24 protein-coding genes and 1 tRNA gene are annotated in these 25353 nt (G+C 62.2%); 14 read left to right on the forward strand and 11 right to left on the reverse strand.

Translation table 11 applies throughout. The annotated features are described in order from the left end of the window. The 10 genes from AB9K34_RS17175 to AB9K34_RS17220 form a co-directional block, all read left to right on the forward strand. The coding region (locus AB9K34_RS17175) for a helix-turn-helix domain-containing protein (RefSeq protein ID WP_369955659.1) at positions 1 to 450 on the forward strand (450 nt) is incomplete at its 5' end. 175 nt (positions 451 to 625) lie between these two features. Further along, positions 626 to 2371: an AMP-binding protein gene (locus AB9K34_RS17180; RefSeq protein WP_369955660.1), complete on the forward strand. Its 1746-nt coding sequence runs from the start codon at positions 626 to 628 to the stop codon at positions 2369 to 2371. Between the two features lie 473 nt (positions 2372 to 2844). Next, positions 2845 to 3981: an amine dehydrogenase large subunit gene (locus tag AB9K34_RS17185; RefSeq protein WP_369955661.1), complete on the forward strand. Its 1137-nt coding sequence runs from the start codon at positions 2845 to 2847 to the stop codon at positions 3979 to 3981. A gap of 1 nt (position 3982) precedes the next feature. Beyond that, the gene (locus AB9K34_RS17190) at positions 3983 to 4513 is read left to right on the forward strand and encodes a MauE/DoxX family redox-associated membrane protein (RefSeq protein WP_369955662.1); all 531 of its coding nucleotides are present in this window, start codon (positions 3983 to 3985) and stop codon (positions 4511 to 4513) included. 1 nt (position 4514) lies between these two features. Beyond that, a complete protein-coding gene (locus AB9K34_RS17195; protein ID WP_369955663.1) occupies positions 4515 to 5105 on the forward strand; it encodes a redoxin domain-containing protein in 591 nt (196 codons plus the stop codon). A gap of 30 nt (positions 5106 to 5135) precedes the next feature. Then, the gene (locus AB9K34_RS17200) at positions 5136 to 5663 is read left to right on the forward strand and encodes a methylamine dehydrogenase light chain (RefSeq protein ID WP_369955664.1); all 528 of its coding nucleotides are present in this window, start codon (positions 5136 to 5138) and stop codon (positions 5661 to 5663) included. Next, a complete protein-coding gene (locus tag AB9K34_RS17205; RefSeq protein ID WP_369955665.1) occupies positions 5660 to 6106 on the forward strand; it encodes a cytochrome c in 447 nt (148 codons plus the stop codon). The genes AB9K34_RS17200 and AB9K34_RS17205 overlap by 4 nt, the downstream gene beginning before the upstream one ends. Before the next feature lie 7 nt (positions 6107 to 6113). Continuing rightward, positions 6114 to 6560 (forward strand): cytochrome c, encoded by a 447-nt coding sequence (locus AB9K34_RS17210; RefSeq protein WP_369955666.1) that lies wholly within the window; start codon positions 6114 to 6116, stop codon positions 6558 to 6560. 99 nt (positions 6561 to 6659) lie between these two features. Beyond that, positions 6660 to 7286 (forward strand): ferric reductase-like transmembrane domain-containing protein, encoded by a 627-nt coding sequence (locus tag AB9K34_RS17215; protein WP_369955667.1) that lies wholly within the window; start codon positions 6660 to 6662, stop codon positions 7284 to 7286. Then, a complete protein-coding gene (locus AB9K34_RS17220) occupies positions 7283 to 7651 on the forward strand; it encodes a cytochrome c3 family protein (protein WP_369955668.1) in 369 nt (122 codons plus the stop codon). The genes AB9K34_RS17215 and AB9K34_RS17220 overlap by 4 nt, the downstream gene beginning before the upstream one ends. Before the next feature lie 297 nt (positions 7652 to 7948). On the opposite strand, the gene AB9K34_RS17225 is transcribed toward AB9K34_RS17220, so the two are convergent. Both AB9K34_RS17225 and AB9K34_RS17230 read right to left on the reverse strand, forming a co-directional pair. Further along, positions 7949 to 8033 (reverse strand) — tRNA-Leu (locus tag AB9K34_RS17225). Between the two features lie 159 nt (positions 8034 to 8192). After that, entirely contained in the window at positions 8193 to 9743 is a 1551-nt protein-coding gene (locus AB9K34_RS17230) for an NAD(P)H-hydrate dehydratase (protein ID WP_369955669.1), read from the reverse strand. 169 nt (positions 9744 to 9912) lie between these two features. Between AB9K34_RS17230 and AB9K34_RS17235 the strand changes: the two genes are divergently transcribed. The 3 genes from AB9K34_RS17235 to AB9K34_RS17245 all read left to right on the forward strand — a co-directional run bounded on the left by AB9K34_RS17235 (position 9913) and on the right by AB9K34_RS17245 (position 12671). Next, the gene (locus AB9K34_RS17235) at positions 9913 to 10251 is read left to right on the forward strand and encodes a P-II family nitrogen regulator (protein ID WP_369955670.1); all 339 of its coding nucleotides are present in this window, start codon (positions 9913 to 9915) and stop codon (positions 10249 to 10251) included. A gap of 38 nt (positions 10252 to 10289) precedes the next feature. Further along, a complete protein-coding gene (gene glnA, locus AB9K34_RS17240) occupies positions 10290 to 11696 on the forward strand; it encodes a type I glutamate--ammonia ligase (protein WP_369955671.1) in 1407 nt (468 codons plus the stop codon). Positions 11697 to 11864: 168 nt separating this feature from the next. Continuing rightward, positions 11865 to 12671, forward strand: coding sequence for a lytic transglycosylase domain-containing protein (locus AB9K34_RS17245; RefSeq protein WP_369955700.1), 807 nt, complete (start codon positions 11865 to 11867; stop codon positions 12669 to 12671). Here AB9K34_RS17245 and AB9K34_RS17250 read toward each other — a convergent pair. After that, entirely contained in the window at positions 12668 to 13987 is a 1320-nt protein-coding gene (locus tag AB9K34_RS17250) for an ATP-binding protein (protein WP_369955672.1), read from the reverse strand. The two genes, AB9K34_RS17245 and AB9K34_RS17250, sit on opposite strands and share 4 nt — an antisense overlap. Before the next feature lie 40 nt (positions 13988 to 14027). On the opposite strand from AB9K34_RS17250, the gene AB9K34_RS17255 reads away from it, so the two are divergent. Beyond that, a complete protein-coding gene (locus AB9K34_RS17255; protein ID WP_369955673.1) occupies positions 14028 to 14948 on the forward strand; it encodes an MBL fold metallo-hydrolase in 921 nt (306 codons plus the stop codon). Positions 14949 to 14974: 26 nt separating this feature from the next. Here the strand turns inward: AB9K34_RS17255 and AB9K34_RS17260 are convergent, their stop codons facing one another. From AB9K34_RS17260 to AB9K34_RS17295, 8 genes are all read right to left on the reverse strand, one after another. Continuing rightward, entirely contained in the window at positions 14975 to 16186 is a 1212-nt protein-coding gene (locus tag AB9K34_RS17260) for an MFS transporter (protein ID WP_369955674.1), read from the reverse strand. Positions 16187 to 16212: 26 nt separating this feature from the next. After that, complete coding sequence (locus tag AB9K34_RS17265) at positions 16213 to 17265, reverse strand: permease (protein ID WP_369955675.1); 1053 nt, start codon at positions 17263 to 17265, stop codon at positions 16213 to 16215. 64 nt (positions 17266 to 17329) lie between these two features. After that, positions 17330 to 17644: an ArsR/SmtB family transcription factor gene (locus AB9K34_RS17270; protein ID WP_369955676.1), complete on the reverse strand. Its 315-nt coding sequence runs from the start codon at positions 17642 to 17644 to the stop codon at positions 17330 to 17332. A gap of 60 nt (positions 17645 to 17704) precedes the next feature. After that, a complete protein-coding gene (locus tag AB9K34_RS17275) occupies positions 17705 to 20881 on the reverse strand; it encodes a reductive dehalogenase domain-containing protein (RefSeq protein ID WP_369955677.1) in 3177 nt (1058 codons plus the stop codon). A 132-nt stretch (positions 20882 to 21013) separates the two neighbouring features. Further along, complete coding sequence (locus tag AB9K34_RS17280; protein WP_369955678.1) at positions 21014 to 21805, reverse strand: hypothetical protein; 792 nt, start codon at positions 21803 to 21805, stop codon at positions 21014 to 21016. Next, positions 21798 to 23525 carry a thiamine pyrophosphate-binding protein gene (locus AB9K34_RS17285; RefSeq protein WP_369955679.1) on the reverse strand — a complete coding sequence of 576 codons (1728 nt, stop codon included), beginning with the start codon at positions 23523 to 23525 and terminating at the stop codon, positions 21798 to 21800. The genes AB9K34_RS17280 and AB9K34_RS17285 overlap by 8 nt, the downstream gene beginning before the upstream one ends. A gap of 12 nt (positions 23526 to 23537) precedes the next feature. Then, positions 23538 to 24869 carry a TRAP transporter large permease gene (locus tag AB9K34_RS17290; RefSeq protein ID WP_369955680.1) on the reverse strand — a complete coding sequence of 444 codons (1332 nt, stop codon included), beginning with the start codon at positions 24867 to 24869 and terminating at the stop codon, positions 23538 to 23540. After that, positions 24836 to 25351 carry a TRAP transporter small permease gene (locus tag AB9K34_RS17295; RefSeq protein WP_369955681.1) on the reverse strand — a complete coding sequence of 172 codons (516 nt, stop codon included), beginning with the start codon at positions 25349 to 25351 and terminating at the stop codon, positions 24836 to 24838. The genes AB9K34_RS17290 and AB9K34_RS17295 overlap by 34 nt, the downstream gene beginning before the upstream one ends. Positions 25352 to 25353: the final 2 nt, after the last annotated feature.

Raw genomic sequence — 25353 nt, forward strand, 5'->3', positions numbered from 1 at the left:
TTTTCCGCCGTCTACCTGTTTGATTACATCCGGATCGTCTTTGGCAGCGAACCCGCCACGGTCGACGCGTCGCGGTTTCGAAACCCCGACGACCTGTTTCGATATGTGCAGGACACGATTGACCGCAAGCTGACGGATGCGAGTTTTACCATCGACTGCCTCGCGCGCGATGTCGGCCGGTCCCGGCGGCAACTTCAACGGGATTTCAGCGAAAACGGGACGAGTTTCACGCGCGAGGTACAGCAACGCCGCCTGATGTTCGTGCGCGCGCGGCTCGAACGGAATGCGCGGTTGGGAACGCGGGCGCCGATTTCGGAAATCGCCTTTCAATCCGGTTTCAATGACCTGTCGCATTTCAACCGGTTGTTTCGCAAACATCACGGGCTGTCGCCGCGTGAATTCTGTTCGCAGATCACCGCCAATCGCGGGAGTGCTGAATCGCAACATTAATTTTGGCGCGATCGGCAGTATACGTGGCGCACGACACCAAGATTTGTCATCGTCGCCATGATTAGGTGCCGTTCGCCGTGACAGGAACAGAGGTCGCGCGGCGGAGGAGTGGATGGCGTGTTGACAGAAGCGTCGCAGGGCTCGAGCGGTGGACGGCCGGGCTGGTGGGGCGCGCATGTTTCGCTTCGGCCATATCGGGAGGAGGATTGGTTTGAATAGTGTTGAGCATGATCGTTCGGCGCCGGTAGATGGCAGGTCGCATGTCGTCGGCGCGACGGAGCCGGACTTGAAGGATGTGACCATCCCGCAGTTGTTCCGTGAAACGCTGGATGCGTTCGGCGATCGAGAGGCATTGGTCTTTTCCGAAACCGGTCTGCGCCTGACCTATCGGGAGTTCGACGAGCGGATCGATCAATGCGCTGCGGGTCTGCTTGCGCTTGGCTTGCAAAAGGGGGATCGCGTCGGAATCTGGTCGCCGAACCGGTTCGAATGGGTCCTGACTCAGTTCGCCACCGCGCGGATCGGCGCGATTCTCGTCAATATCAACCCGGCTTACCGGTTGTCCGAATTGCAGCACGCGCTTCACAAGGTGGGGTGCAAGGCGTTGATCGCCGCGCCGGTGTTCAAAAGCTCGAACTACGTTGATATGCTTTGCGAGCTGCTGCCTGAACTGGCGAGTGCAAAACCCGGTGCCCTGCGTGCCGCGAGCCTGCCCGAACTGCGCCACGTCATCGTGATGAGCGCCGAGCCGGGGGCAGGCATGATGCCGTTTGACGACCTTGCAAAACTCGGCGGGGCCGACGAACGCGCACAGCTTGAGGTCATCGATGCGACGCTGACACCGCAGGAGCCGATCAATATTCAATTTACCTCGGGCACGACGGGATTGCCCAAGGGCGCGACCCTGTCGCATTTCAACATCGTCAACAATGCGAGGTTCGTGACCGACCGCATTGATATGACAGACGCGGATACCCTGGTGATCCCGGTGCCGTTGTATCACTGTTTCGGGATGGTCATGGGCGTGCTTGGCGCGGTCAGCAAGGGTGCGCGCATCGTCTTTCCCGGCGAAGCCTTTGACCCGGTGCAGACCCTGGATGCGACCGAGGCGGAACGCGCGACCGCGCTCTACGGGGTGCCGACCATGTTCGTGGCGATGCTGCAAGAACTTGGCAACCGATCGCGCGACCTGTCGAGTTTGCGGACCGGTATCATGGCGGGTGCGCCCTGTCCCATCGAGGTCATGAACCGGGTCGGCAGCGAGATGCACATGTCGGAGGTCACGATCTGCTATGGCATGACGGAAACGTCGCCGGTGTCATTCCAGAGCTTTACCAACGATCCGGTCGACAAGCGCTGTGAAACCGTCGGGCGCATTCATCCGCATCTTGAGGTGAAGCTGATCGACGAGTCCGGCGAGACCGTACCGGTTGGCGAACGCGGCGAGATTTGCACCAAAGGGTATTCCGTGATGACGGGGTATTGGGGCGACGAGGAGGCCACCGGCAAGAGCATCCGGGATGGGTGGATGCATACCGGCGATCTCGGTGTGTTCGACGAGCTGGGATTCTGTTCGATCGTGGGACGGGTCAAGGACATGATCATTCGAGGCGGCGAGAACATTTTCCCGCGCGAGATCGAGGAATTCCTGATCCGGCATCCCGCTGTCAGCGAGGCGCAGGTGTTTGGCGTTCCGGATGACAAACTCGGCGAGGTCGTCTGCGCATGGATCATAGAAAAGCCAGGCAGCGCGCTCGCAGCCGAGGAGATAAGGGCATTCTGCAAGGGGCAGATCGCCCATTACAAAGTGCCCAAACATGTGCGGGTCGTCGCCGAACTGCCGATGACGATCACGGGAAAACCGCAGAAGTTCGTCATGTCCGAACGTATGCAGGACATGCTGGCCAAAGAAGCGGAATAGGGGGCGCCGATGCGTGTCGTCGGTGCTTGCAGGCATGGTCCCGACCGTCTTGCAAGCAACAATTTTGTTGATCGGCTGATGATCACTTCGTAGCATCAAAGGGGTGGCTTCAGGTGCCGGTCTGGATTGAACTTTCTGCAAGAAAGGGCGTCTGCATTGAAAACAAAAGATAAAATTGGCGCATTTGTCCCGGCTTTTGGCGCGGCAGGCCAAGACCCGATCTTGGCCTTGTGGTGTCGTCTGATGCAACGTAGCCGGAACGCGATGATGGGGAGGGACGGCAATGGCTCTTGTGAGATCAGCTCCGGCATGACGAGGCGGATGCCCCGGTTGCGGACAGTCGCGAATGTCGTGCCGCGCGTTCGGTCGGATCGTTTGAGGCCCTGTTCCGCGCTCACCCAGCTCGCGCCCGGCAGATGGCGGGCCGACGCATGAAACTGAAACACCATTCACAACATACCAGCAGGTTGCCCATGAAAAACAAAGCTATAACCGCCCTTTCGCTCCTGGCCGTCCTTGGTGGGCAGGCCGGCGCGCAGGAAGTTGACCTGGAACCGGAAACGCTTGTTGTCGAAGAGCGCATTTCCGAGGGAGAACATGTCTATGTCATGGACATGGGCATTTCCGGTCCAAGCTCCATCACCGTACTGAATGCCGATGACCTGTCTCTGGAGGGGAATATCGGTGCCGGCAACTTCAGCCAGATGCTGATGAGTCCCGACAAGTCCAGCGTCTATACGTCGTCGGTTTTCATGAGCCGCTATACATATGGCGATGTCGAGGCCGTGGTGACAGAATGGGACTCGCAGGCGCTCACCGCCAAACGCGAAATCATCGTCTCCAACAAGCTCGCCCAAACCCTGAGCCAGCGCGGCGTGCTCAATCTGTCGTCCGATGGCGGTTATCTCGTGGTCCAGAACGCGACGCCCGCCACCTCGGTCAGCATTGTGGACCTGACCGAAAACAAGGAACTCGTCGAAATCCCGACGCCCGGCTGCTGGACCGCCTATCCGGCGCTGGATGACATGGCGTTCTCGACGTTGTGCGGCGATGGCACGGTGGTCAAATACAGCTATGCGGCGGATGGCAGCTTTGGCGACCCGGCGAGATCCGACAAGATATTCGATGCAGATACCAACCCGGTCTTTGGCAATGCGGTGCGCGTCGGCGGCAATCTGGTCTACGTGTCCTACGCGGGTGCCCTGCTGGTCGTTGACGACAGCGCAGACACGCCGACGCTGGTCAAGACCATCGAGTTTGCGGAAGAGGGCTGGGCACCGTCGGGATATAACCTGATGGGGTATCACGAACCGTCGCAGACGCTGTTCATCACGATGCATTCCAACCCGTTTGATGGCTCGCACAAGCTGCCCGCCGAAGAAATCTGGGCGATCAACATGGAGAGCGAAACCGTCGTCGGGCGGTCCGAAGCCAATGGCGAAGGCAATATCACCGTCAGCGGTGGTGATGTTCCGGCGGTGTTCGGTGTCGATCACCTTGGCGGCGTGCGTCGCTATGAAGTCACGCTTGGCGATACGGTGAGCCTGACCAAGGCCGCCGAAAGCGAAGGCGTCGCGTTCTTTGCCACCATCCTCTCGACCGACTACTGAGATGGAGGCCATCGCCCCCCTTGCATCGGTGACGATCACCACCTTTCTGGTGATCGTGATCATGCGCGCTGCCTGGCACAAGCTTGAACGGTTTCTTGAAACCGTGGGCTTCGCACAGGGCTATGGGGTGGTTCCGGACCGGTGGGCGGCACCGATCGTGCGAGTGTTGACGGCAATCGAAATCGGTATCGTGCTTGCCCTGCTGATCCCGGCGACGCGCATGCCGGGCGCCGTGGCCGCGGCCCTGTTGTTCACCGGTTACGGCCTGCTGATGGCAACCGCGCTGATGCGCGGGCGCAGCGAGATCGACTGCGGTTGCGGTGGTGCGCCGCAGATCGTGTCGGGGTATACGCTGCTCCGGAACGCGATACTCGCCGGACTCGCCCTGATCGTGGCCGTCTTGCCTGCGCAGGCCATCGGAGCGGTTGATGCCGCTGCGGCCATCGCAGCCGCACTGGTTCTTGCCGCGATCTACGCGGTCGTCGAAAAACTCGCCTCGCACCTGCCCAATATCCGCGCAGGAGAAAGCTGACATGACCCTGCTCGTCTTTTCCAACCTGTTGCTCTGGATCATCGTGATCGTTCAGATCGGAGTCATCTTTGCATTGGCCCGCCAGGTCGGCATCCTGTTCGAGCGGGTCTCTCCGGTCGGGGCGATGATTTCCGACAGCGGGCCGGGGCTGGGCGACAAGGTTGCGCCGATGGCGTTGCCAAACCTGAATGGCGAGGGTCTGACCCTCGCCGGCAAGGAGGGACGCGCGCAGCTGGTGTTTTTCCTCTCGACCAGTTGTCCGATCTGCAAGGCCCTGTTGCCGGCGCTGAAATCGATCCAGTCGGACGAGGCCGCATGGCTGGATGTGATCCTTGCATCGGACGGCCGCGAAGCGCTGCACCGCCGCCTGATCGAGGCGGAAGGGCTTCAGGGGTTCCCCTATGTCCTGTCCTCGGAACTCGGGATGAGTTTCCGGGTCTCCAAACTTCCCTTCGCCATCCTCATCGACAAGGACGGCAAGGTCGACGCCAAGGGTCTCGTGAACAGCCGGGAACAGCTTGAAAGCCTGTTCACCGCGTCCGAGACCGGAATACCCTCATATCAAGCCGCCGTTGCCGGCATGACCTCGTAACTCTTCGTTCCATCAAGAAGGAAACCGCCCATGACCCGTATCATCGACAAACTCCTTGAACGTCTCGACAAACGTGTCGAAACCAACATCCGCTCGTCCGCACGCCAACACGGCCGCCGCTCGTTTCTGGCGCGCACCGGATCGGCACTGTTCGGGGCCGCTGTTCTGTCGCCTGTGCTGCCCTTCGACCGTCGCGCTCATGCATCCGAAGGGGGCGGAGCGGAGGATCCGTGCAGCTACTGGCGCCATTGTGCCATTGACGGTTTCCTCTGCGATCAGTCCGGCGGTTCGCTGACCACCTGCCCGCCGGGATCTTCGGTGTCGGCGGTGTCCTGGGTCGGCACCTGCAGCAATCCGGATGACGGCAAGGAATACCTGATCAGCTACAATGACTGCTGCGGGAAACCGTTCATTCCGACCGCGACCTTCTGCAACAACAACAAGGGCGAGCGCCCCGGTTACCGCATGAGCCTGTATAATGACGTGAACTGGTGCACGGCCAACACCGACAAAGGCTATCATTGCACCGTGTCGATTGTCGTGGGTACGGCGGAATGAACCTGAGGGTTCTCCTTGGCGCGGCGACCCTGCTGTCCGGCGTTGGCCTGGCGCAGCAGGGGGCGGCGGATGGTGCGGAGCTGTTCGCGAATAACTGTGCCATCTGTCACAACGCGGGCGGTACGGGCACGCCGGGGCTTGCTCCGGCGCTGGACCGGCCCGAGTTCTGGCAGGCGCTGGGGGATAACGCGGGTGCCTATATCAGCACTGTCATGACAAAAGGGTTCAACATGCCGATCACCGTTCGTGGCGAGCGGTTTGCCGGTATGCCGATGATCCCGGTCACGGGTGTATCGGATGAGGACCTTGCCTCGATCGGCAGTTGGGTGCTCGCCAATCTGGGTGAGCTGGACCAGACTGTCACCGCGGAAGATGTCGCGCGCGCGCGCGGTGGTGCACTTAGCAACGCGGACCTCAAGGCGATGCGCCCCGAATCCGAATGAGGCTGAAATGAAACGGGTTCTGATTGCTCTGGCTGCGACGTGGATCGGCGCGGCACCTGCCGCCTCGTCGGAAAATGGAGCGACGCTGTCGCCGCACGCCAACTACCTTCTGTATTGCTCGGGATGTCATCGTCAGGATGGCGCCGGTGCGATCGAAGGCGGTATCCCCGCTTTTCAGGATTCGGTTGGCTATATTGCCGGTATCGAGACCGGACGGACCTACATCATGCACGTTCCCGGTGTGATTTCGACCAATATGTCCGATGCCGATGTGGCTGGCGTCCTGAACTACATTCTGGATCGATGGGGCGAAGAGGGCGGCGCGGATTTCTCCGCCGAGGAAGTCACGCGGCGCCGCGCCCTGCCGGTGGCAGATGTGGTCGTTTATCGTCGACAGGTCGTGAAAGAACTGAAAGAGGCCGGGATAGAGATCGCCGATTATCCCTGGCCCTGACCGGGGCCAGCCGCGCTTTGCGGCCGATCCGGCTCACCTGTTACTGCCCGCTGTCGGGTTCGCTTCGTGAAATGTGGTGCGACATGTCTTAGGTGGCCAATGACCATTCTCGCAATCGTGATTGCATCGGTATTCGCGACGACGTTTCTCGCGGGTCTGGTGGGCGGCGGATATTATTGGGATTTCGGCAATGCGCTCGGGTTCCTGGCATTGGCGGGCCTGCTGTTCCAGATGGTGCCCTATCCGCGATCACAGGCGGCGCGGCGGCATGAAAGACTCGGCTATTGGGTGCTGGCGCTTGCGATAGCCCATGCGCTCTGGTTTCTGGCAGGGGACGCGACGGTACGGGTTTACCTGCAGCCCGGCGCACCGTTCTACATGTGGGCCGGTTTGATCGGCCTCCTGGCGATGGCGGTGCTTTGCAGTCTCGCGCGATTGCCCGACCGGATGCGCGTTCACAGGCGATACAGCAGCTTTCGCACAACCCATCGTGTTCTGGGATTCGCCGTTGTCGCGGCCAGTGCGCTACACGTGCTGCCCAGCGGGTTTTACCTTGCGACATGGGTGCAATGGGGCGCGCTCGGGGCGATCGTGATGTGTACCTGCCTCGGTCGGGGCTACTGGGTTCGGCTGTCGCGTCCGCCATCGGCGTCCAGCGCCGTTTTCCTGATGTTTGGCGGCGTCGCGGTTCTGCTGTTTGTCCTGCTTCGGAATGGAGTGACATGAAGGAGATGCTGGCAATCCTGCTGCTGCTCGCTGTCGCGCTCGTCGTGCTCGGGCCCCCCTTTGCGTCTGTTTCGTCCGATCGTGCGGCCTTGTTCGAAAAGGGCGAACCGATATTGCCGATGACCTTTGCGCATAACGATCATTTCCGCGTGGCCTGCGCGACCTGTCACCACGAATTTGTCGACGGGACAGGGGGGCTGCCCTGCATCGCATGCCATGCCACCGACAAGCAGATCGCAGATCGGTTCGAAGATCAGTTTCACACCCTGTGCCGCTCCTGCCATGTACGGGAACAGGCACTGGGCCAACCGAGCGGCCCCACCCGACGCTGCGCCGATTGCCACCTGCCCGACACCGCGTTCTGATCGGCGTTTTGTGGCGTTAGATACGAGAACCAGCATCTCGTTCGCCGAACTGCTGCTCGGTCTGACGATGGCCAAGAAGACCTGGGGTTTTGGCCTTTGTTTCCTGTATCGGCGCAACGTCCAGGGCTATGGCTGAAACCATAAGCGGGTGTAAAGGCGGTCTTAAAGTGCGCCGGACCATCCTGAAACTGGTCCTGATCGAGCCGTTGAACTACTGCCGCGAAAGAGGCGCTAGAGCGCCGGAAATATCCTCACCTTCCAAGGAACTACGTGTGTTTCGCATCGATAAACGTGAAATGGTGCGGGTGAAGGGACTTGAACCCCCACGCCTTGCGGCGCCAGAACCTAAATCTGGTGCGTCTACCAATTCCGCCACACCCGCACATCCGCGTGGCATGCCATGCGGACATGCGCGGATTGGCGTTGCTTAGCAAAGCTCTCGCGGGGATGCGAGAAGAAATGCGTGTGGACTCGGGCAAATTACGCTTTGGGAAAGCCGCTGTCTCGGGCGCTACAGAGTGGCTCCGAACGCGGAGTCGGGTCACATTCCAAGTGCCGCGAAGACCTTGGGTATCTGCTCGGGGATGTCTTCGGCGATCAGGGCGGGGCCAAAACTCAGGGCGCATTCGGTGTGCAACCAGGTGGCGGTTTCGCTGGCCTGCATCGGACCCATGCTGCGCGCCATGAGCCCCGTGATGAATCCGGCCAGCACGTCGCCCGATCCGGCAGTGGCGAGCCACGGAGCGCGGCGATCATATTGCGCCGAGTGGATCGAACAGCGCCCGCCGGGTGCGGCAATCACCGTGGATGCGCCCTTGTAGAGGACGGTGCAGCCCGCTCGTTCCGCCGCCGCGCGCGTGGCATCCACCCTGGAATAGGCCGGACCGCGAGAGGGGTTGGCTGTCAGGCGGTCCGCGAGGTCGGGAAACAGGCGGGCGAACTCTCCGCCGTGCGGGGTCAGAACAACGCGATCGTGGCAGAGGTCGAACAGGTCGCCTGGCGCATCGCGAAACAGGCTCAGCGCATCGGCATCAAGCACGACAGGCCGCGCAAGCGGCAACACCGCCTCGATCAGTGCACGCTGCGCCGTGCCGGTGCCGAGTCCCGGACCGAGGCAGAGCGCGTTGAGACGTGTATCCCAGAGCAGTTCGGCGAGCGTGTCGGCGTCCGCGATCGGGGTCTGCATGATCGCGGTGACATGCGCGGCGACCTCGGATTGTGCGAGGGGCGGCACGCCCAGCGTCACCAGCCCGGCGCCAACCCGCAACGCGCCTCTTGCAGCAAGGCGGGCGGCCCCCGTGCGGCCGGGTCCACCCGACAGGATCAGCGCATGGCCCTCGGTATACTTGTGCCCGTCGGTGCGTTTTGACAGCGTCGCGGGGTCTGGCGGTTCCACCATCCAGACATGGCCTGCGCGTTCGTCGCTCTGTTCTGTGCGGGCAAGGCCGATATCCTTGACGACGACCTTGCCGCAACAGATGTCGGCGTTGTCGAGCCTGTGGGCGATCTTTTCGGTATGAAAGCTGACGGTGAGGTCGACTTTGGGGCAACACCCCAGCGATCTGCCGCTGTCCGAGCACATGCCCGATGGCACGTCGACCGAGACACAGCGGACGCCGAACTCGGCGCGGATGGTGTCAAGGTTGCCGAGAACGAATTCCGCATCGCCTTCGACAGGACGGGTCAAACCGGTGCCGAACAATGCGTCGACGACGACGTCGGGCATGGATTTGATGGTGCCGGCGCTACGCTCGTTCAGCGGGAAACAGGCGCCCTGCGCCACCCAGCGGTCGTGATTGGTGCGTGCATCGGGAGGCAGACGCCCGGCGTCGCCGAGCAAATGGCAGGTTACGCGCCATCCCCTGTCCTGTAGCAGACGTGCGATGACGAAACCGTCGCCACCATTGTTGCCGGGGCCGCACAGGATCGAGGCCGTGCGTTCCCCCGCTGCAAATTCGGGCCATTCCTGCAGAATCGCCTCGACCACGCCCGCGCCCGCCCGTTCCATCAGTTCAAGCCCGGTCACGGTGCCCGCCGTAATGGCGGCCTCTTCGATCGCACGCATCTGGGCTGCGCTTAACAGTTCAGGCATTTCAATATCCCGTCGATTCAATTTCGCCCCATTTTTGTGCAAATCGCCCAAACATGAGGCAGGTCAGCGGGTTTGATACGCGCGCCCCCCGTGTTGCCAGCGTAACCGATTGTGGACCCGAAATAGAAGTGGTCTGCCGCTGTTGAACACCGTCAGTCAGGAGGGGCTCATGAAGAAGATCGAGGCGATCATCAAACCGTTCAAGCTCGATGAAGTGAAAGAAGCGCTTCAGGAAGTCGGCGTGCAAGGGCTATCGGTGATCGAGGTCAAGGGCTTTGGCCGTCAGAAGGGCCATACCGAACTCTATCGCGGCGCGGAATATGTCGTGGATTTTCTGCCCAAGGTCAAAATCGAGGTTGTTCTCGATGATGACCAGGTGGATGGCGCAATCGAAGCGATTGTCGATGCAGCCAAGACAGACAAGATCGGCGACGGCAAGATTTTCGTCAGCCCGGTCGAGCAGACAATCCGCATCCGGACCGGCGAGACCGGCTCGGACGCCCTGTAGCCGATAGCAATACATTTTCCAGAGAGGGGAAATCAGGAATGAGCAAGGAAGCAGTTCTCAAGCTGATCAAGGACGAGGATGCCGAATACGTGGATATCCGGTTCACGGATCCGCGCGGCAAACTTCAGCATGTGACAGTTGTCGCCGATCTGGTCGACGAGGACTTTCTGGAAGAAGGCTTCATGTTCGATGGCAGCTCCATCGCGGGCTGGAAGTCGATCGAAGCGTCGGACATGAAACTCATGCCGGACACCGACAGCGTATATGTCGATCCGTTCTATGCGGAAAAGACGCTGTGTCTGCACTGTTCGGTTGTCGAACCGGACACCAGCGAGCCGTACGAGCGCGATCCGCGCGGCACTGCGGAAAAGGCCGAAGCCTATCTGAAAGCGTCCGGTATCGGTGATGTTGCCTATATGGGTCCCGAAGCGGAATTCTTCCTGTTCGATGACGTGCGCTACTCCAACACCATCAACAAGGTGTCTTACGAAGTCGACGCGACCGATGCGTCCTGGAATTCCGACACCGAATACGAGATGGGCAACATGGGGCACCGGCCCGGCGTGAAGGGCGGCTATTTCCCGGTCAACCCGATCGACGAAAGCCAGGACTTGCGGTCCGAGATGCTGTCGACCATGAAGCGTCTTGGCATGAAGGTCGACAAGCACCACCACGAGGTCGCATCCTGCCAGCACGAACTGGGCCTGATCTTTGGCACGCTGACCAAGCAGGCGGACGAGCTGCAGAAATACAAATATGTCGTGCACAATGTCGCGCATGCCTATGGTAAATCCGCCACCTTCATGCCCAAGCCGATTGCGGGTGACAACGGCTCGGGCATGCACGTGAACATGTCGATCTGGAAAGACGGAAAACCGTTGTTTGCCGGTGACAAATATGCGGACCTGTCGGATGAGGCGCTGTATTACATCGGCGGCATTCTCAAACACGCCAAGACGCTGAATGCCTTTACCAACCCGGGCACCAACAGCTACAAACGCCTGATCCCCGGCTTTGAAGCGCCTGTTCTGCGGGCCTATTCGGCAAGCAACCGTTCGGGTTGTATCCGCATCCCGTTTTCCGAGTCGCCCAAGGCCAAACGCGTCGAGGCCCGCTTCCCCGATCCTTCGGCAAACCCCTATCTCTGCTTTGCAGCCTTGTTGATGGCGGGTCTTGACGGGATCAAGAACAAGATCCATCCGGGCGAGGCGATGGACAAGAACCTCTATGATCTGCCGCCCGAGGAACTGGCCGGAATCGACACCGTATGCGGTTCGCTGCGCGAGGCGCTGGATGCGCTGGCAAATGACCACGACTTCCTGCTGGCCGGTGACGTGTTCACCAAGGACCAGATCGAAGGATATATCGCGCTCAAGATGGAAGAGGTCGAAACCTACGAGCATACGCCGCACCCGGTCGAATACGGCATGTATTACAGCTGCTGACCGGCACTGCATCAAGCGCGAGTTGAAAAGAGGCGTCCCGTTTTCGGGGCGCCTTTTTGCATGCGGGCAGGGCACCGGTCGTTTGGCCGATGATGTGCACAAGCCGGTTTCCATATGACGACGGTCTGCTAGACTCGGATGGCGGCAGACGGAGATTTGAGCAGCATGATGTCACTGTCCTTCAAACAGCTTGCCCTCGGGCTTGCGCTCGCGACCGGTCTGGCGCAGTCGGCCCTTGCCGCGACATGCGGCAATACCGGGGCCGGATTCGAAGCTTGGAAGGCGTCCTTCGCCAACGAGGCGCGCAAGGCCGGGGTCAAGGACCGTGGGTTGCAGGCCTTGTCGCAGGCGCAATATGCGACGCGAACCATCGCTGCGGACCGGAACCAGAAATCGTTCCGATATTCGCTGGACAAGTTCATGCAGGTCCGCGGCGCGGACACGATTGTTGCACAGGGTCGTCAGCGCAAGGCGCGCAATCCACAGTTCTACGCGGCGCTGGAACGGCAATACGGGGTTCCGGCGGGCGTGCTGATTTCCATTCATGGCATGGAAACCGGTTTTGGCCGTTTCATGGGCGATAGCCAGGTGGTGTCGGCCATCACGACTCTGGCCTATGATTGCCGCCGTTCGGATTTCTTTGTGCCGCATGCCATCGGTGCGCTGAAGCTGGTCGATCAGGGTACGCTAACCCCGGCGACGCTGGGGGCAAGGCACGGTGAACTGGGCCACACGCAATTCCTGCCCGGCAACGCGCTGAAATACGGAGTCGATGCCACCGGTGACGGCCGTGTCGATTTCTACAACATGACCGATGCCCTGGCGTCGACGGCGAATTTCCTGCGCAAGAAGGGCTGGAAACCGGGGCGCGGCTATCAGCAGGGACAGCCCAACTTCCAGGTGATCCAGCAATGGAACGCCGCCACCGTATATCAGCATGCCATCGCCATCATGGCCGCCCGGATTGACGGCTAACGCGCGATCACGATATCCGCGCAGAGCCCGCCGAGCGTTTCACTTGTGCCAAGCCGCAGCGCGCCGCCATGCGCGCGCGCCACGTCGGTCACGATGGCGAGACCGAGGCCAACCCCGCTGCCACGGTTCTGGTTGCGCGACGGGTCCAGCCGCGAGAACGGACGGATCGATTCGGCGCGCTGATCGGCAGGGATGCCGGGGCCGTCATCCTCGACGCGAATGCGCAGCGATTTTTCAAGCAATACGACAGAGACCTCGGCGCGGGAGCCATAGCGCACGGCGTTTCCGATCAGGTTCTCCAGCGCCCGGCGGATCGCCATGGGGCGCAACATGACCACGCCCTCGCCGGCCATCTCGCCCAGCTGCACGGGGGTGCCGGCGCGTTGCGCGTCCTCGACGATCCGGCGGACGAGGTCATGCGGGTCGGTCGCCTCGGGCTCGCCTTCGGCAACCCCCCTGGAAAAGTCGAGAAACGCGTCGAGCAGACGCTGCATCTCGTCCACGTCCCGCAGCAGGGGCTCGGCTTCGTCCTCGTCAATCATCGACAGGCCGAGCTTGAGCCGCGTCAGGGGCGTTCGGAGATCGTGGCTGACCCCGGACAGCATCAGGGTGCGTTGCTCGATCTGGCGCTCTATCCGTGACCGCATATCCAGGAACGCACCACCGGCGGCGCGCACCTCGATCGCACCCGTTGGCGTGTAGGGCACCGTTCTGCCACGTCCGAAGGCCTGCGCCGCATTGGCCAGCCGGGTGATCGGACGCAGCTGGTTGCGCATGTAGACAAAGGCGATGATCGTCATCAACGCTCCGAAAAACACCATTGTCACGATCAATTGGTGCGGGGCTGCTGCGGTCACGCTGCGGCGGCTGAAACTGATCCGGGCGGGGCCGAATTCGGATCGGAAATACAGTTGGATCGACCGGTTGTCGGGAAATGTGGCAGCCAGCAGATCGGGCATCGAATCGCGCACGGTCTGGCGGACGACGCGGGCAGAGTAATCATACCACCGGATGTAATCCCTCTCGGGCACCGCGTCGGGTGCGACAAACTGCACATCCATCTGGAATGCGGACAGGAAAGGCCGCATCAATTCCAGCGCCTCTTGCGGTGTGTCCGCCGTGGCAGCCTCGGCAATGATCACATCCAGTTCCCTGACCAGTGTCGAGGACATCTGGCTGGTGACATCTTCGAGGTGGCGCTGGATAAAGGCCACGGAGACCACCAGTTGCAAGCTCACAACCGGTAGAATAAGGATCAGGGCCGCCCGTCCATACAGGCTGCGCGGCATATATTGTTTGAGCCACCGGAAGAACATGGGCTAAGCCTATCGGGCCGCCACGGCAAGAGGAAGCGCAATGACCCAGCCGCCAGATGATTTCAACCCGATTCCGGGCATGCCCGAAACGCTGGAACCCGGTTTGCGGCGCGTTCTTGCGCCGAACCCGTCGCCGATGACCTATCGCGGCACCAACACCTACCTGCTCGGCACGCGCGGTCTGGCCGTGATCGATCCCGGCCCGCAGGATCCGGCGCATCTCGATGCGATCCTGAATGCTGTGACGCCGGGGCAGAGCATCACCCATATCGTGGTGAGCCATGCCCATCTCGACCACTCGCCGCTTGCCCGCCCCCTGTCGCAGCGCACGGGAGCGCCGATTCTTGCATTCGGTGCCGCCCATGCGGGTCGCAGCGCGGTAATGGAGCGACTGGCCGCCGACGGTCTGGCGGGCGGCGGCGAGGGCATCGACGAGACCTTTGAACCCGATCACGCGGTGTCGGATGGCGATACCATCGAGGGCGACGGCTGGGCGCTTAAGGTCATCCATACGCCGGGTCACATCGGCAACCATATCGCGCTTGGTTGGCAGGACCGGTGTTTTACCGCGGATCACGTGATGGGGTGGGCCAGCTCGCTGGTCTCACCGCCTGACGGGGATCTGACCGATTTCATGCTGTCCTGTCATCGGCTTGCCGAACGCGACTGGCGGGTGTTCTATCCGGGCCACGGGGCGCCCGTAACCGACCCGTCGGGCAGGCTGGACTGGCTCATCAGTCATCGAAAGGGCCGCGAGGCGTCGATCCTGGCGGCACTCGACTCGGGGCCGGCGACGGCGCGCGACCTTGCCGAACGCATCTATACCGATGTTCAGCCCGCTCTTTTGCCGGCGGCCGAACGCAACGTTTTCGCGCATCTTGTCGATCTCGCAGGGCGGTCGATGATCTCGCCGCTGGGCAGGCTCTCGTCTCAGGCCCGGTTCCGGCTGACAAACGCCTGAGACCGGTGGTGCTGTGACGCTATCGGTCAGAGGAGCGGTTCAAAGTCGTTCGAGCGGCTGACCTGACGTCTGTCACGCAGGATGCAACGATAGAGAATTGCGGTGGCGATGCAGGGTATGATTGCAAGCGCCGCAAGCGTCGTCATCGTTGCGGCGGGACCGATCCCTTCGATCAGGACCCCCCCGACAAGCGGTGCCACCGCGCTGGCCAGCAGCATTGGCCGCGCAAGTCTTCCCATGGTTTCCGCATAGGTTCCTGCGCCGAACAGCGCCAGCGGCAATGCCCCACGTGCGATTGACCACAAGCCGTTTCCAGCCCCAAACGCGATCAGCGCCACCGACGCCGGCAGGCCCATTTGCAGACCGGCGAACCCCAGAAGGATCAGCCCCGTCGCGGCGGCGGTCGTCCAGATCGGATGGTGACGTCCGCGTCCCAGCATTTCGAGTACGCGCGCGCCCACCTGCGCCGGACCGATCAATGTGCCAAGCCCGATTGCGGCGGCGATGGTCAGGCCGCCGGATGTCAGAATGGTCACCATGTGGATGGACCAGATGGTCGCCAGCAACGACAAGATCACGCCGATCACCGCGACGCAGAAAAAACGCAGATCGCCCGCGCCGATGCGTGCTGGCGGCGGGGCAGCGAAATCCCTGGCGGGGTGCCCTGCTTGCGCTGCCGCGCGCGGCAAAAGGAACAGGCATATCGGAACGGTCACCGTCAGATGTATGACCGCATAAATCAGGCAGGTGATGCGCCAGCCGTGCAACTCGACCAACCACGCGGATAAAGGCCAGCAGATCGTGCTGGCAAACCCGCCCCACAGCGTCAGATGCGTGATCGCGGACCGGGCGTTCTGGCCATAGATGTGGCCGAGCGTCGAGAATGCGGCATCATAAAGCCCGGCCGCCATCCCGACGCCGATGATGCTCCAGGCGACAAGATAGATCGGGGGTGACGGTGCCAGCCCCAGCATGACGAGACCCGCGGCGATGCATATCATGCCGAATGACAGGGTCGCCCGCCCGCCGCTACGTGCAATCCAACTGCCGATGGCCGGTGCGCCAAGCCCGGAGACAAGCAGGCCAAGCGACACGCCCGCGGACAAGAGGCTCATCTCCCAGCCGGTATCCCGCGCCATGTCCTGTGCCAGCGGGGCCATCAGATAGAAGGTGCTGCCCCATGACAGGATCTGCACGACTCCGAGGGCCGAGATGATTCTGGTCTGTTCCGTCATCATTTGGACGTCACCCTCTCATGACGGGTTCAGAGCGCGTTCCAGAGCTGGAATGCCAGTCCGGAAGCGAAGGAACCGCCGAGTGCGATGGCGAGATACAACAGGAAGACGGGGCGTTTGACCAGCGCCCAGACCGCGATTGCCGCCGGCAGCGAGGTCACACCACCGGCCACCAGAAATGCCAGGCCCGCACCTGGTGCCATGCCTTGCCCGATCAACCCGCCGACCAGCGGAAGCGCGGCATAGCCGTTGAGATAGGCGGGCACGCCAACCAGGGTCGCTATGCCGATGGGGGCGAGACCGGTGCCGCCCAGAGTGCGCGCCACAAGGTCAGCTGGCAGCCACGCCAGCATCAGACTCTCCAGCACAAAGGCGAGCGTGAGCCATTTTGCCAGGAACAGCGTTGTCCTGATACCTTCGCGGATAAATTTCGAGACCCTCTCGTTCTCCTGCCAGAAGGCCCAGACGACAGGTTGAGCGGTGCGAACCCTGGCCCCGCCGCATCCGCCATTGCCGATATTGTCGCGCAACGGGTCGGACAATCCACCTGACTTGGCCAGAACATGAACGACGGTGCCGCCGAATATCCCCAATCCGATTGCGGCGATCGTCTTTGCAATGGCGAATTCGACCCCCAGAACGCCGGTGGTCAACACGAACATCGACGGGTCCATCACCGGCGACGCCAACCAGAACGCCATCACCGCCGACAGCGGCACGCCCATCGAGAGCAATGCGGCAATCAACGGAATGACGCCGCAGGAGCAGAAGGGCGACAGCCCCCCGGCGAAGGCCGCGACAAGGATCATCATGGCAGGTGCGCCGGTAAAGGCCCGCGCGATCAACCCATCCGCGCCTGTTGCCCCGGCATAGGCGGCGATGCCGATCGACAGCGCAAGAAAGGGCGCGACATCCGCCAGATTCATCACCGTGAATCGGGCGCTCTGCGCAGCCTGGGCCGGATCGAACAGCAACAGGAACGCCAGAATACCGAATGACACGAGCCAGACCCGCTCGCTGGTCCAGAGCCTGTGGGCGATGTCGGCCACACGGGCACGGGTGGTTCGCGTGAGGGTGGTCATGGCTATTATCCTAGATAAATAGTTTCTTTTGCCCCGAAAAATCTGCCTCAAAAATCAATTGGACTCAGGCGGCATCGTCGCGCGTGAGCTTGACCCCGACACAGCATTCGGCGGTGAGAAACGAAACGGTTCGCTGCATCACGTCATAGTCGACCCGGTTCACGATCTGGCGTCCCATACGTTCCTGAACGACCAACCCGGCCTCGACCAGCGACTTGAGATGGTGGGCAAGAGTTGACGCCGGTATGCCAAGCTCGTGCCCGATATCCCCGACATTCAGCCCGTCATGACCCGCTCGCACCAGCAGGCGAAAGATTGAAAGGCGGGCATCATGGCCAAGCGCCGCAAGCGCGTGAACGACTGAACTATGTGTTGTCATGCCGTCAATATAGCTATTATTCTAGTTTTGTAAATATGTTCCGCTCAAGCCGCCCGGTCTCTACAGATCCAGTTCGAGCATGCCTCCTGCCTGCGTGGCGCGGGATTGACAGGTGATGATGGACGACTCGCGCTGGTGAGCGGAGAGCACAAGGTCGCGATGTTCCACTTCGCCCTCCAGCAAACCGCACTTGCAGACGCCGCAGATGCCATCCGAGCACTTGATGTCGATTGCAAACCCGTTGTCCTGAAGCACGTCGGCAATGCTTTGATCCACCGGAATCTCAAACTCGCGCTGCGATCTGGCCAATCTGACGCGAAACGGGTGGTTTTCGTAGTCAGGCAATTCCGGCACCGAGAAATATTCGAGATGCCGCGCGTCCTCCGGGAAGCCCGCCTGCCGGGCACTGTCCATGACGGCCTGCATGTATCGGTCTGCGCCACAGGCATAGATGTGCGTTCCGCGCTCGTAGGGTCCGATCAATCGCGCGAAATCTGCGCGGCCGCCTTCGTCCGAGATATGCAGATGCACCCGGTCGGCCCAGTCAAATCCCGACAAATCCGGCAGGAACCCGGCCCTTGCGCGGGACGGGATCGAATAGTGCAACTCGAAATCGCGGCCGTCCGCATGCAATTCATGGGCCATCGCGATCATTGGCGTGACGCCGATCCCGCCGCCCATCAACAGGTGACGCCGCGCTGGTACTGCGACCGGGAAGTGGTTGATGGGGCGCGAGACGAAGATCTTGCGCCCCTCGCGAAAGATCCGGTGCAGCAGGCGCGAGCCGCCACGTCCCGCGTCCTCTCGCAGGACGGCGATCTGGTAGCGCGAACGGTCCGCCGGTTCCCCGCATAGCGAATACTGGCGCAGGAACTCGGGAGCCACGACGATATCGATATGCGCGCCCGCCTGCCATTCGGGCAGACCGCCCCCGTCCAGCGCACGCAATTCATATTTTGTGATGCCCGGCGCCATGTCCTGCGCCAGCGAGATCTCCACATGCAGAACCGGGCTGGTGACATCGGCCCTGTATTCATGCGCCAGCCCGTCGGTTTCGCCCGCTGCCAGCCGTTTCTGGTATTCCTCGGCGGTGATCATCGCCTGATAGGCTTCGATGCCCTGTTCACGGTTCATCGGGAACGGGTAGGCATAGGGGTGCGGGGCTAGGTTCGCCGGATAGGCGGCCAGCGTCTGATCTTCGTACCTGAGGTCGAGATCTTTCTGCAATTCCCGGTGGTTGACCGGCGTTTTGGTCGGGTGATAGCCGCCATCTTCGTCCAGTTCCAGATCCCACCACCATTTCTTGACGGGGTTGATCGTGCCCTTGTCAAGCGCATCGTCCAGCCAGGCCAGCAGGGGCGCGGCCGACGGCATGTTCATCGCAGCCCAACGGAAGGGTTTTTCGACAAACAACCCTTCAAGATTCCACGGGCAGGTTTTCATGCAGCGTCCGCACATCGCGCCGCCCGGCTGCGTCACCCGGTAGGTGGTGCATTTCTGGCTGTCGGATTTCCAGATTTCATAGCCGTTGAACATCAGCTTTGGACCGGCGGTGATCGCGCCAGAGGGGCATTCGCGGGCACATTTGTTGCAGGATTCACAGAATTTCTGCAGGCCGAAATCAATCGGCCGATCGTGGGTCATCGGCATGTCGGTTGTCACCACACCCGATTTCAGGCGGGGGCCCAGGAACGGGTTCAGGATGACCTCGCCGATGCGGCTGACCTCGCCCATGCCCGAGAGCAGCAACAGGGGTGGTTGCAGGACTTCGCCATCCATCACGGTATGGGCCTTGGCCTTGTAGCCGAGGTTGCGCAACTGTTGCGCGACCACCCCCCCGATCAGCGAAAATCGCAGATAGGCGCGCATCGACTGGCTGACCGCGATCCAGTCGTCGCCGCTGGCACCCTCCATGGTTTCAAAACCCTGGTCGATGACCATCGACACGGCCTGATCATGCTCGGGTACGATCGGTGCCCCGACCGCATCGTGGGAATACCATGTCCAGTCCGGGCAGGCCGAGAGCCCGACAGCATCCGCCCCGAGGAAATAGCTCACCGCCTTGAGGTTTTCGGCATTGCGCGACGCATCCCCGGCAAGACGTTGGAGGGTCGGCTCACCATCCTGCAACAGTGTGAAGGCGCCCAGCAGCCGGCGCTGCGCAAAGGCGGGCGCCGACTTGCGCACGTAATGTCCTCCCTTTGCGCTGTCTTGCAGGCGCTTGCCCATTTCACCGAACTGCGCGCGCGCGAACATGTCCGCGCGTTTGGGAACGCGGGCAACGCGGTCTTCGTCGATATATGTCGTCGGCTTTTCGACACGGCGCAGGGTCTCGAACGGGTGGCCACCCTCCATGAAATCGCGGGTTTCGTAGGGATACTCCGCCAATGCCGGGCGCTTGCGCAGGGGATAGGGCCCACCGGTGACGGCAAGCGGCAGATCGCACCGCATCGCGAAGGTGGTGGTGACGGCCGCGATGCTGAAACGGGTTCCGGCGAAAGGATTGACCAGCGCCCCGCCCTGCACGATAGCAAGCCCGGAGGCGACTGCGACCCGATTCAGACAGACATCCGATGTGCTTTGCGTGTGCGCCTGCGCCTCCCATCCCAGAAGCCGGATATAGTTGGCCAGAACCACCGCAATTTCCGACGCGAGGATGCAACCGCGATGATCCTGCGCGTCCCGGATCCAGTCGGAGCCGCGTTCATCATCGCGGGGGTCGCGTTGATGCTCGATCAGGATTGCCAGCACGTGTGTATGAGGTGCAACGGGTTTCGGCGGTGCCTCCATTGACTCGCGCAAATCGGCCATCACCATGTCGATCCCCGACGCCAGCGTCTTGGTCTGTTGCGTCCTGAGCCGGTCGGCCAGCCTGTCTATATCAGGGTTGCGAAAAGGCTGCGCCAGATGTGCTGCGGCTGGCAGCTCCGCGATGCCCACCATCGATGCGTCGGCAAAATGGCAGAACGCCTTGATGTGGTTCGCCCGTTCGGCCGGATCATCCGGGCAGGTGGATTTGGTCTCGTTCACGAAACCGCCCCGGATCGCGTCCATCACCGCCTGATGATCCCGCATGGCGTTCACGATCGACACCGGATCGTCCTTGCGCGAAAACGACAGTTGCCGCGTCGCGGGAACGGCCGAAAGATCGGGCATCTCCTCCGTGCGCTTCAGGGTTTCAAGCGGAAACCGTCCGAGGTGAACCGGGCGTTTGGAATTGGAAAAAAGACGGGTCACGTGCGGTTCACCTGATAGTTTGGAGTGTTGGCGCAAGACTATGCGGGAAGCGGGGTGGTCACAACGCTCACACGGGGCTTGCCAGGAATGCCCGGGTCTGCCCCGCCGCCTGTCAGCGTAAGCAGCGGCCACCTACATCGTCAGCGACCGCTCGACGAGATCGCGCGCGCTCATGCCGGTCGTCGCCCCGAGCCCAGCAGCCTGCGCGTTCAGCGCAGAGATGACACCGCGTTGCCATGTGGAGCGCGCATCGCCGATGCGTGCAGAGCTGGCGGCGACCGTCGCGGCGGCGATGCCGCGCTCCTGCAAGGCGGGCAGGCGAGAGGTTGCCGCTCCGCCCGCGTCGTTGAACAGCGCGAGATACCCCTGCGCCTTGAGCGCATTTGCCGGATCATGTCCGAAGATCGCGCCATGCGACCCGGTGACGATGACCTTGCCCGCGTCCGCAGACGCAACAAGGCTGGCGGAATCCACCAGAACCAGCGCGCGCAATGCCCTTGCCGGGGACAGTTCCTCGCGGCCCTCCCGAACGTCGGGGCAGTCGCCCACCGGCATCGCAGCGGCCCGCAGCAGGTCGGCCGCCTCCTTGCAGGACAGTCCCGATGTCACGCCCAGGGCGGCGGCGGGCGCGTTGGCATGTGAAATGATGCCCCGATCCCGGATCTCGCGGGCCTGACCGATCGGCGCTGTTGCGTGATCGACAGCCGCCGCCGCCATACCCTGTGAGGCGAGCCAATCGAGTCCGCCAATTCCGGCGCGATCCAGCCCGATACCTGCATCGTGAAACACGCAGGCACGCAACCCGGCACGACGCGCAAGAAAAGCGGCAAAGACGCCACCATGCGATCCGGTGACGACGACCCGGCCCGCATATTCCGGCCCGAGCCTCGATACGCTGTCCGCCAGCAGGGGATCGTCAGGCAACCCGGTCCCCTTTCTTCACGGTAATCGCCCGACTGTCGGCGGCGGGCAGCATCCTGGAGGCATCCCGCGTCACCACCACATCCAGAACCGAGGGGCGCCCGGTTTCGGCCAGCGCCTGTTTCAGCGCGCCGGCAAAGGCATCGGGCGTTTCAACCCGCAGCCCCAGACAGCCCATGGCATTCACCACGTCGGCATAGTTCGTCTCTTCCAGGTCGGATGACTGATAGTTGCCTTCGCCATACATCAGGTGTTGCAATGCCTTGACATATCCCGACGCGGCGTTGTTGACCACGATGATGGTTGGCGCGATGCCCAGTCGGCGCGCCGTTTCCAGTTCGCCCAGCACCATGTTGAATCCGCCATCTCCGGTGATTGCCACCACAGCGCGGTCAGGGGCGGCCATGCAGGCGCCGATGGCGCCGGGCAGGCCATAGCCGATCGATGCAAAGCCGCGATCCGGGACGAAGCCCCGCCCGGCCCGGCGGCTGTCATACATCAGGCCGCCCCAATGCGCCGCAAACCCGCCATCCGCGATCAGGATGGCATCCTCGGGCAGGTGTCGGTTCAATTCGCCCATCATCCGACCCATGGCGACCGGGGTTTCGTCGCTTTCCAGCCGGGGGCGGGCCATCTCGCGCCAATCGCCCATGCGGGTCACGACGCTATCGCACCATGCGGCGCGGGCATCCGGCACAGCCTTGCCTGCCAGCGCCTCGGCCAGATCGCGCAGCCCTTCACGGGCGTCGCCCCAGAGCGGCAATTCGGGTGCATAGGTGCGTCCGATTTCCTCGGCGACGCAATCCAGATGGATCACGGTCTTGCCCGGTGCGGGAACCGTATAGCGTTTGGTTGCGATTTCACCGAGCTTGCAGCCGATGACCAGCAGGCAATCGCTCTCGTCGATCATGGTGTTGGCGATGCGGTCATAGCGCCCGAACAGCCCTGCCGACAGCGGGCTGGTGCAGGGGATCGCGCCCTTGCCGCTCATGGTGTGGGCAACGGGTATCCGTGCGGTTTCGGCCAGTTTCGTCAGCTCCGTCGCGGCCCGCGAAATATGCACGCCGCCTCCGGCGAGGATCAGCGGGCGTTCCGCCGCCGCCAACATCGCCGCCGCTCTGGCCAGGGTTTCTGCCTCGGGCCGGCAGCGCAGAGCTGGGGCGGATTGATAGCGCGGGTCACAGACAAAATCCGCGTCGCCAAAGCCGTGCGTGCCGTGGCACACATCTTCGGGCACGATCAGAACAACGGGCCCGGGGCGCCCGGTCGTGGCCACCTGAAAGGCACGGCGCAGCAGTTCGGGGATGCGATGCACCGCTTCGACCCGGATCACCTCCTTGGCGGCGGGACGCAGGATGTCGGCCTGATTGGTTTCCTGCGTCATGTTTTTCCAGCTGTGATCGCGATGCGTGTCGCCGACGATGGCCACGAGAGGCGATCCGGCGTTCAACGCTTCGACCAGCCCCGTGACCAGATTCGTCGCGCCCGGACCCAGCGTCGCGTCCACCAGCCCGACCCGGCCGGATACCTTGGCATAGGCATCGGCGGCAAAGGTGCCGCAGCGTTCGTCGTTGATCAGGTGGTGGTTCAGACCCAGACGCCGCGCCGCGTCGTAGAAGGGCAGCAGCTGGAATCCTCCCATGCCGAAAATCGGACCGGCATCGTGGGCCAGAAGGGTGCGGGCGAGGGCCTCGCCCCCGGTCATTTCGTTCGTATCGGTCATTTGGTCCTCGGATCAGGTGATGCGATAGCCTAGCAGCCGGGGCAGCCAGAGCGCTATTTCAGGAAAGATGATGATGAGAGCCAGGGCCACGGCCATCGCCAGCAATAGCCAGCCGACCCAGCGGAACGTGGATTCGAGCGGTATGCCGGCAATCTTGGCGGTGACCATAAGGTTGACCGCGACAGGAGGCGTGAACTGGCCCATCGCGATATTAATCGCCAGCACCACGCCAAACCAGACATAGGACCATTGAAAGGCCTCGATGATCGGCACCAGCAACGGCAACGTGATGAGATAGATCGACACCCCGTCCAGCACCATTCCCGCAAGCAGCATCACGAACATCACAAGGAACAGGATCACCCACTGGTTGTCGCTGACGCTCAGCAGCAGGTCCGCCGTTGCCGAGAATGCGCCCATGGTCGACCCGGCCCAGGCGAACAGCCCGGCAAGTGACAGGATGATCATCAGGACGCCCGAAATCTTGGCGCTTTCGGCAAGCACGTTATAGACATCGCGCCATCCCATCGTGCGATAGAGGACGGTGCCGACGAACAGACCATAGAACACGGCGACCACGGCGGTTTCCGTCGGGGTGAAAAGACCCGAGCGCAGCCCGCCCAGGATGATCACCGGAGCCATCAGGCCCGGCAGGGCGCGGCGCAGGCTGGGCCAGAAGGGCGGCCGTTCGGATTGCTCGTCGGCCCCGAAATCGTGACGTTTGCTCAGGATCAGGGTGGGAACGGCAATCGCGACGCCCAGCAGCAGGCCGGGGATCATCCCGGCGGCGAAGAGCGCGCGCAGGTCCATGCCCGGTATGATGACGGAATAGACGATCATCGCGATGGAGGGCGGGATCAGGATCGCGGTCGAGGCGCTGGCGGCGATCACACTGGCGGTAAACGGACGGGGATAGCCCGCCTTGACCATCGACGGCAGCATGACCGTGGCGACGGCCGCAGCGTCGGCAGGACCGGATCCGGACATGCCGCCCATGATCATGCAGACGAGGATCGCCACCAGAGCCAGCCCGCCCCGGCGCGGCCCGATCAGCGCTTGCGCAAATTCGACAAGGCGCGCCGCCACGCCGGAGCGTTCGAACATCGCTCCGGTCAGGATGAACAGCGGGATCGCGATCAGCGGATATTTTGCGACGGCCGCATAGGTATTGGGACCGATCATGCCCAGTGCGGTTGCATCAAGCCCCAGCCAGACCCCGACGGCGCCGCCCAAACCGAGCGCGACTGCAATTGGCGTACCGATCAGCATCAGACCGACGAACACGGCCAGCAGGAGAATATTGGCCAGGATCATGCGCGACGCCCGTTGCGAAAGCGCGCCCATGCCCGACCCAGCACCCGCATCAGGATGGCGATACAGAGAATTGGCATCCAGATCGTGTAAATCCAAGACGGATTGCCAAGCCCCGGTGTCGTTTCCTCCCATTTCCATTCCGAATAGGTGACGCGCGCGCCGAAATAGATGACGAGCGAGAACATCAGCGTGGTCGCCAGCACGGTGATCGCCTCGCAGAGGCGCTGCCAGAAGACGGGCAGGCGATCGACGAAAAATGTGATGCGAATGTGCTCATTGCCGGCAAAAGCCGCCGAAGCGCCCACGAATGTCATGAAGACAAGCAGAAATACCGAGTATTCTTCGGTGAAGGCAAAAGAGACGTTTGTGGCATAGCGGACGATCACGTTGGCAAAGGAGATCAGGCAGATCAGAGCCATCGCCGCAGCGCCAAGCGCTTCTTCGATCCGAACGGGGACGACGGTGTGTCCGGTTCCGGTTTCACTGTCAGGTTGCTGCTCGATGCTGTCCATGT

It is taken from the genome of Sedimentitalea sp. XS_ASV28 (assembly GCF_041224545.1).
Classification (GTDB): Bacteria; Pseudomonadota; Alphaproteobacteria; order Rhodobacterales; family Rhodobacteraceae; genus Sedimentitalea.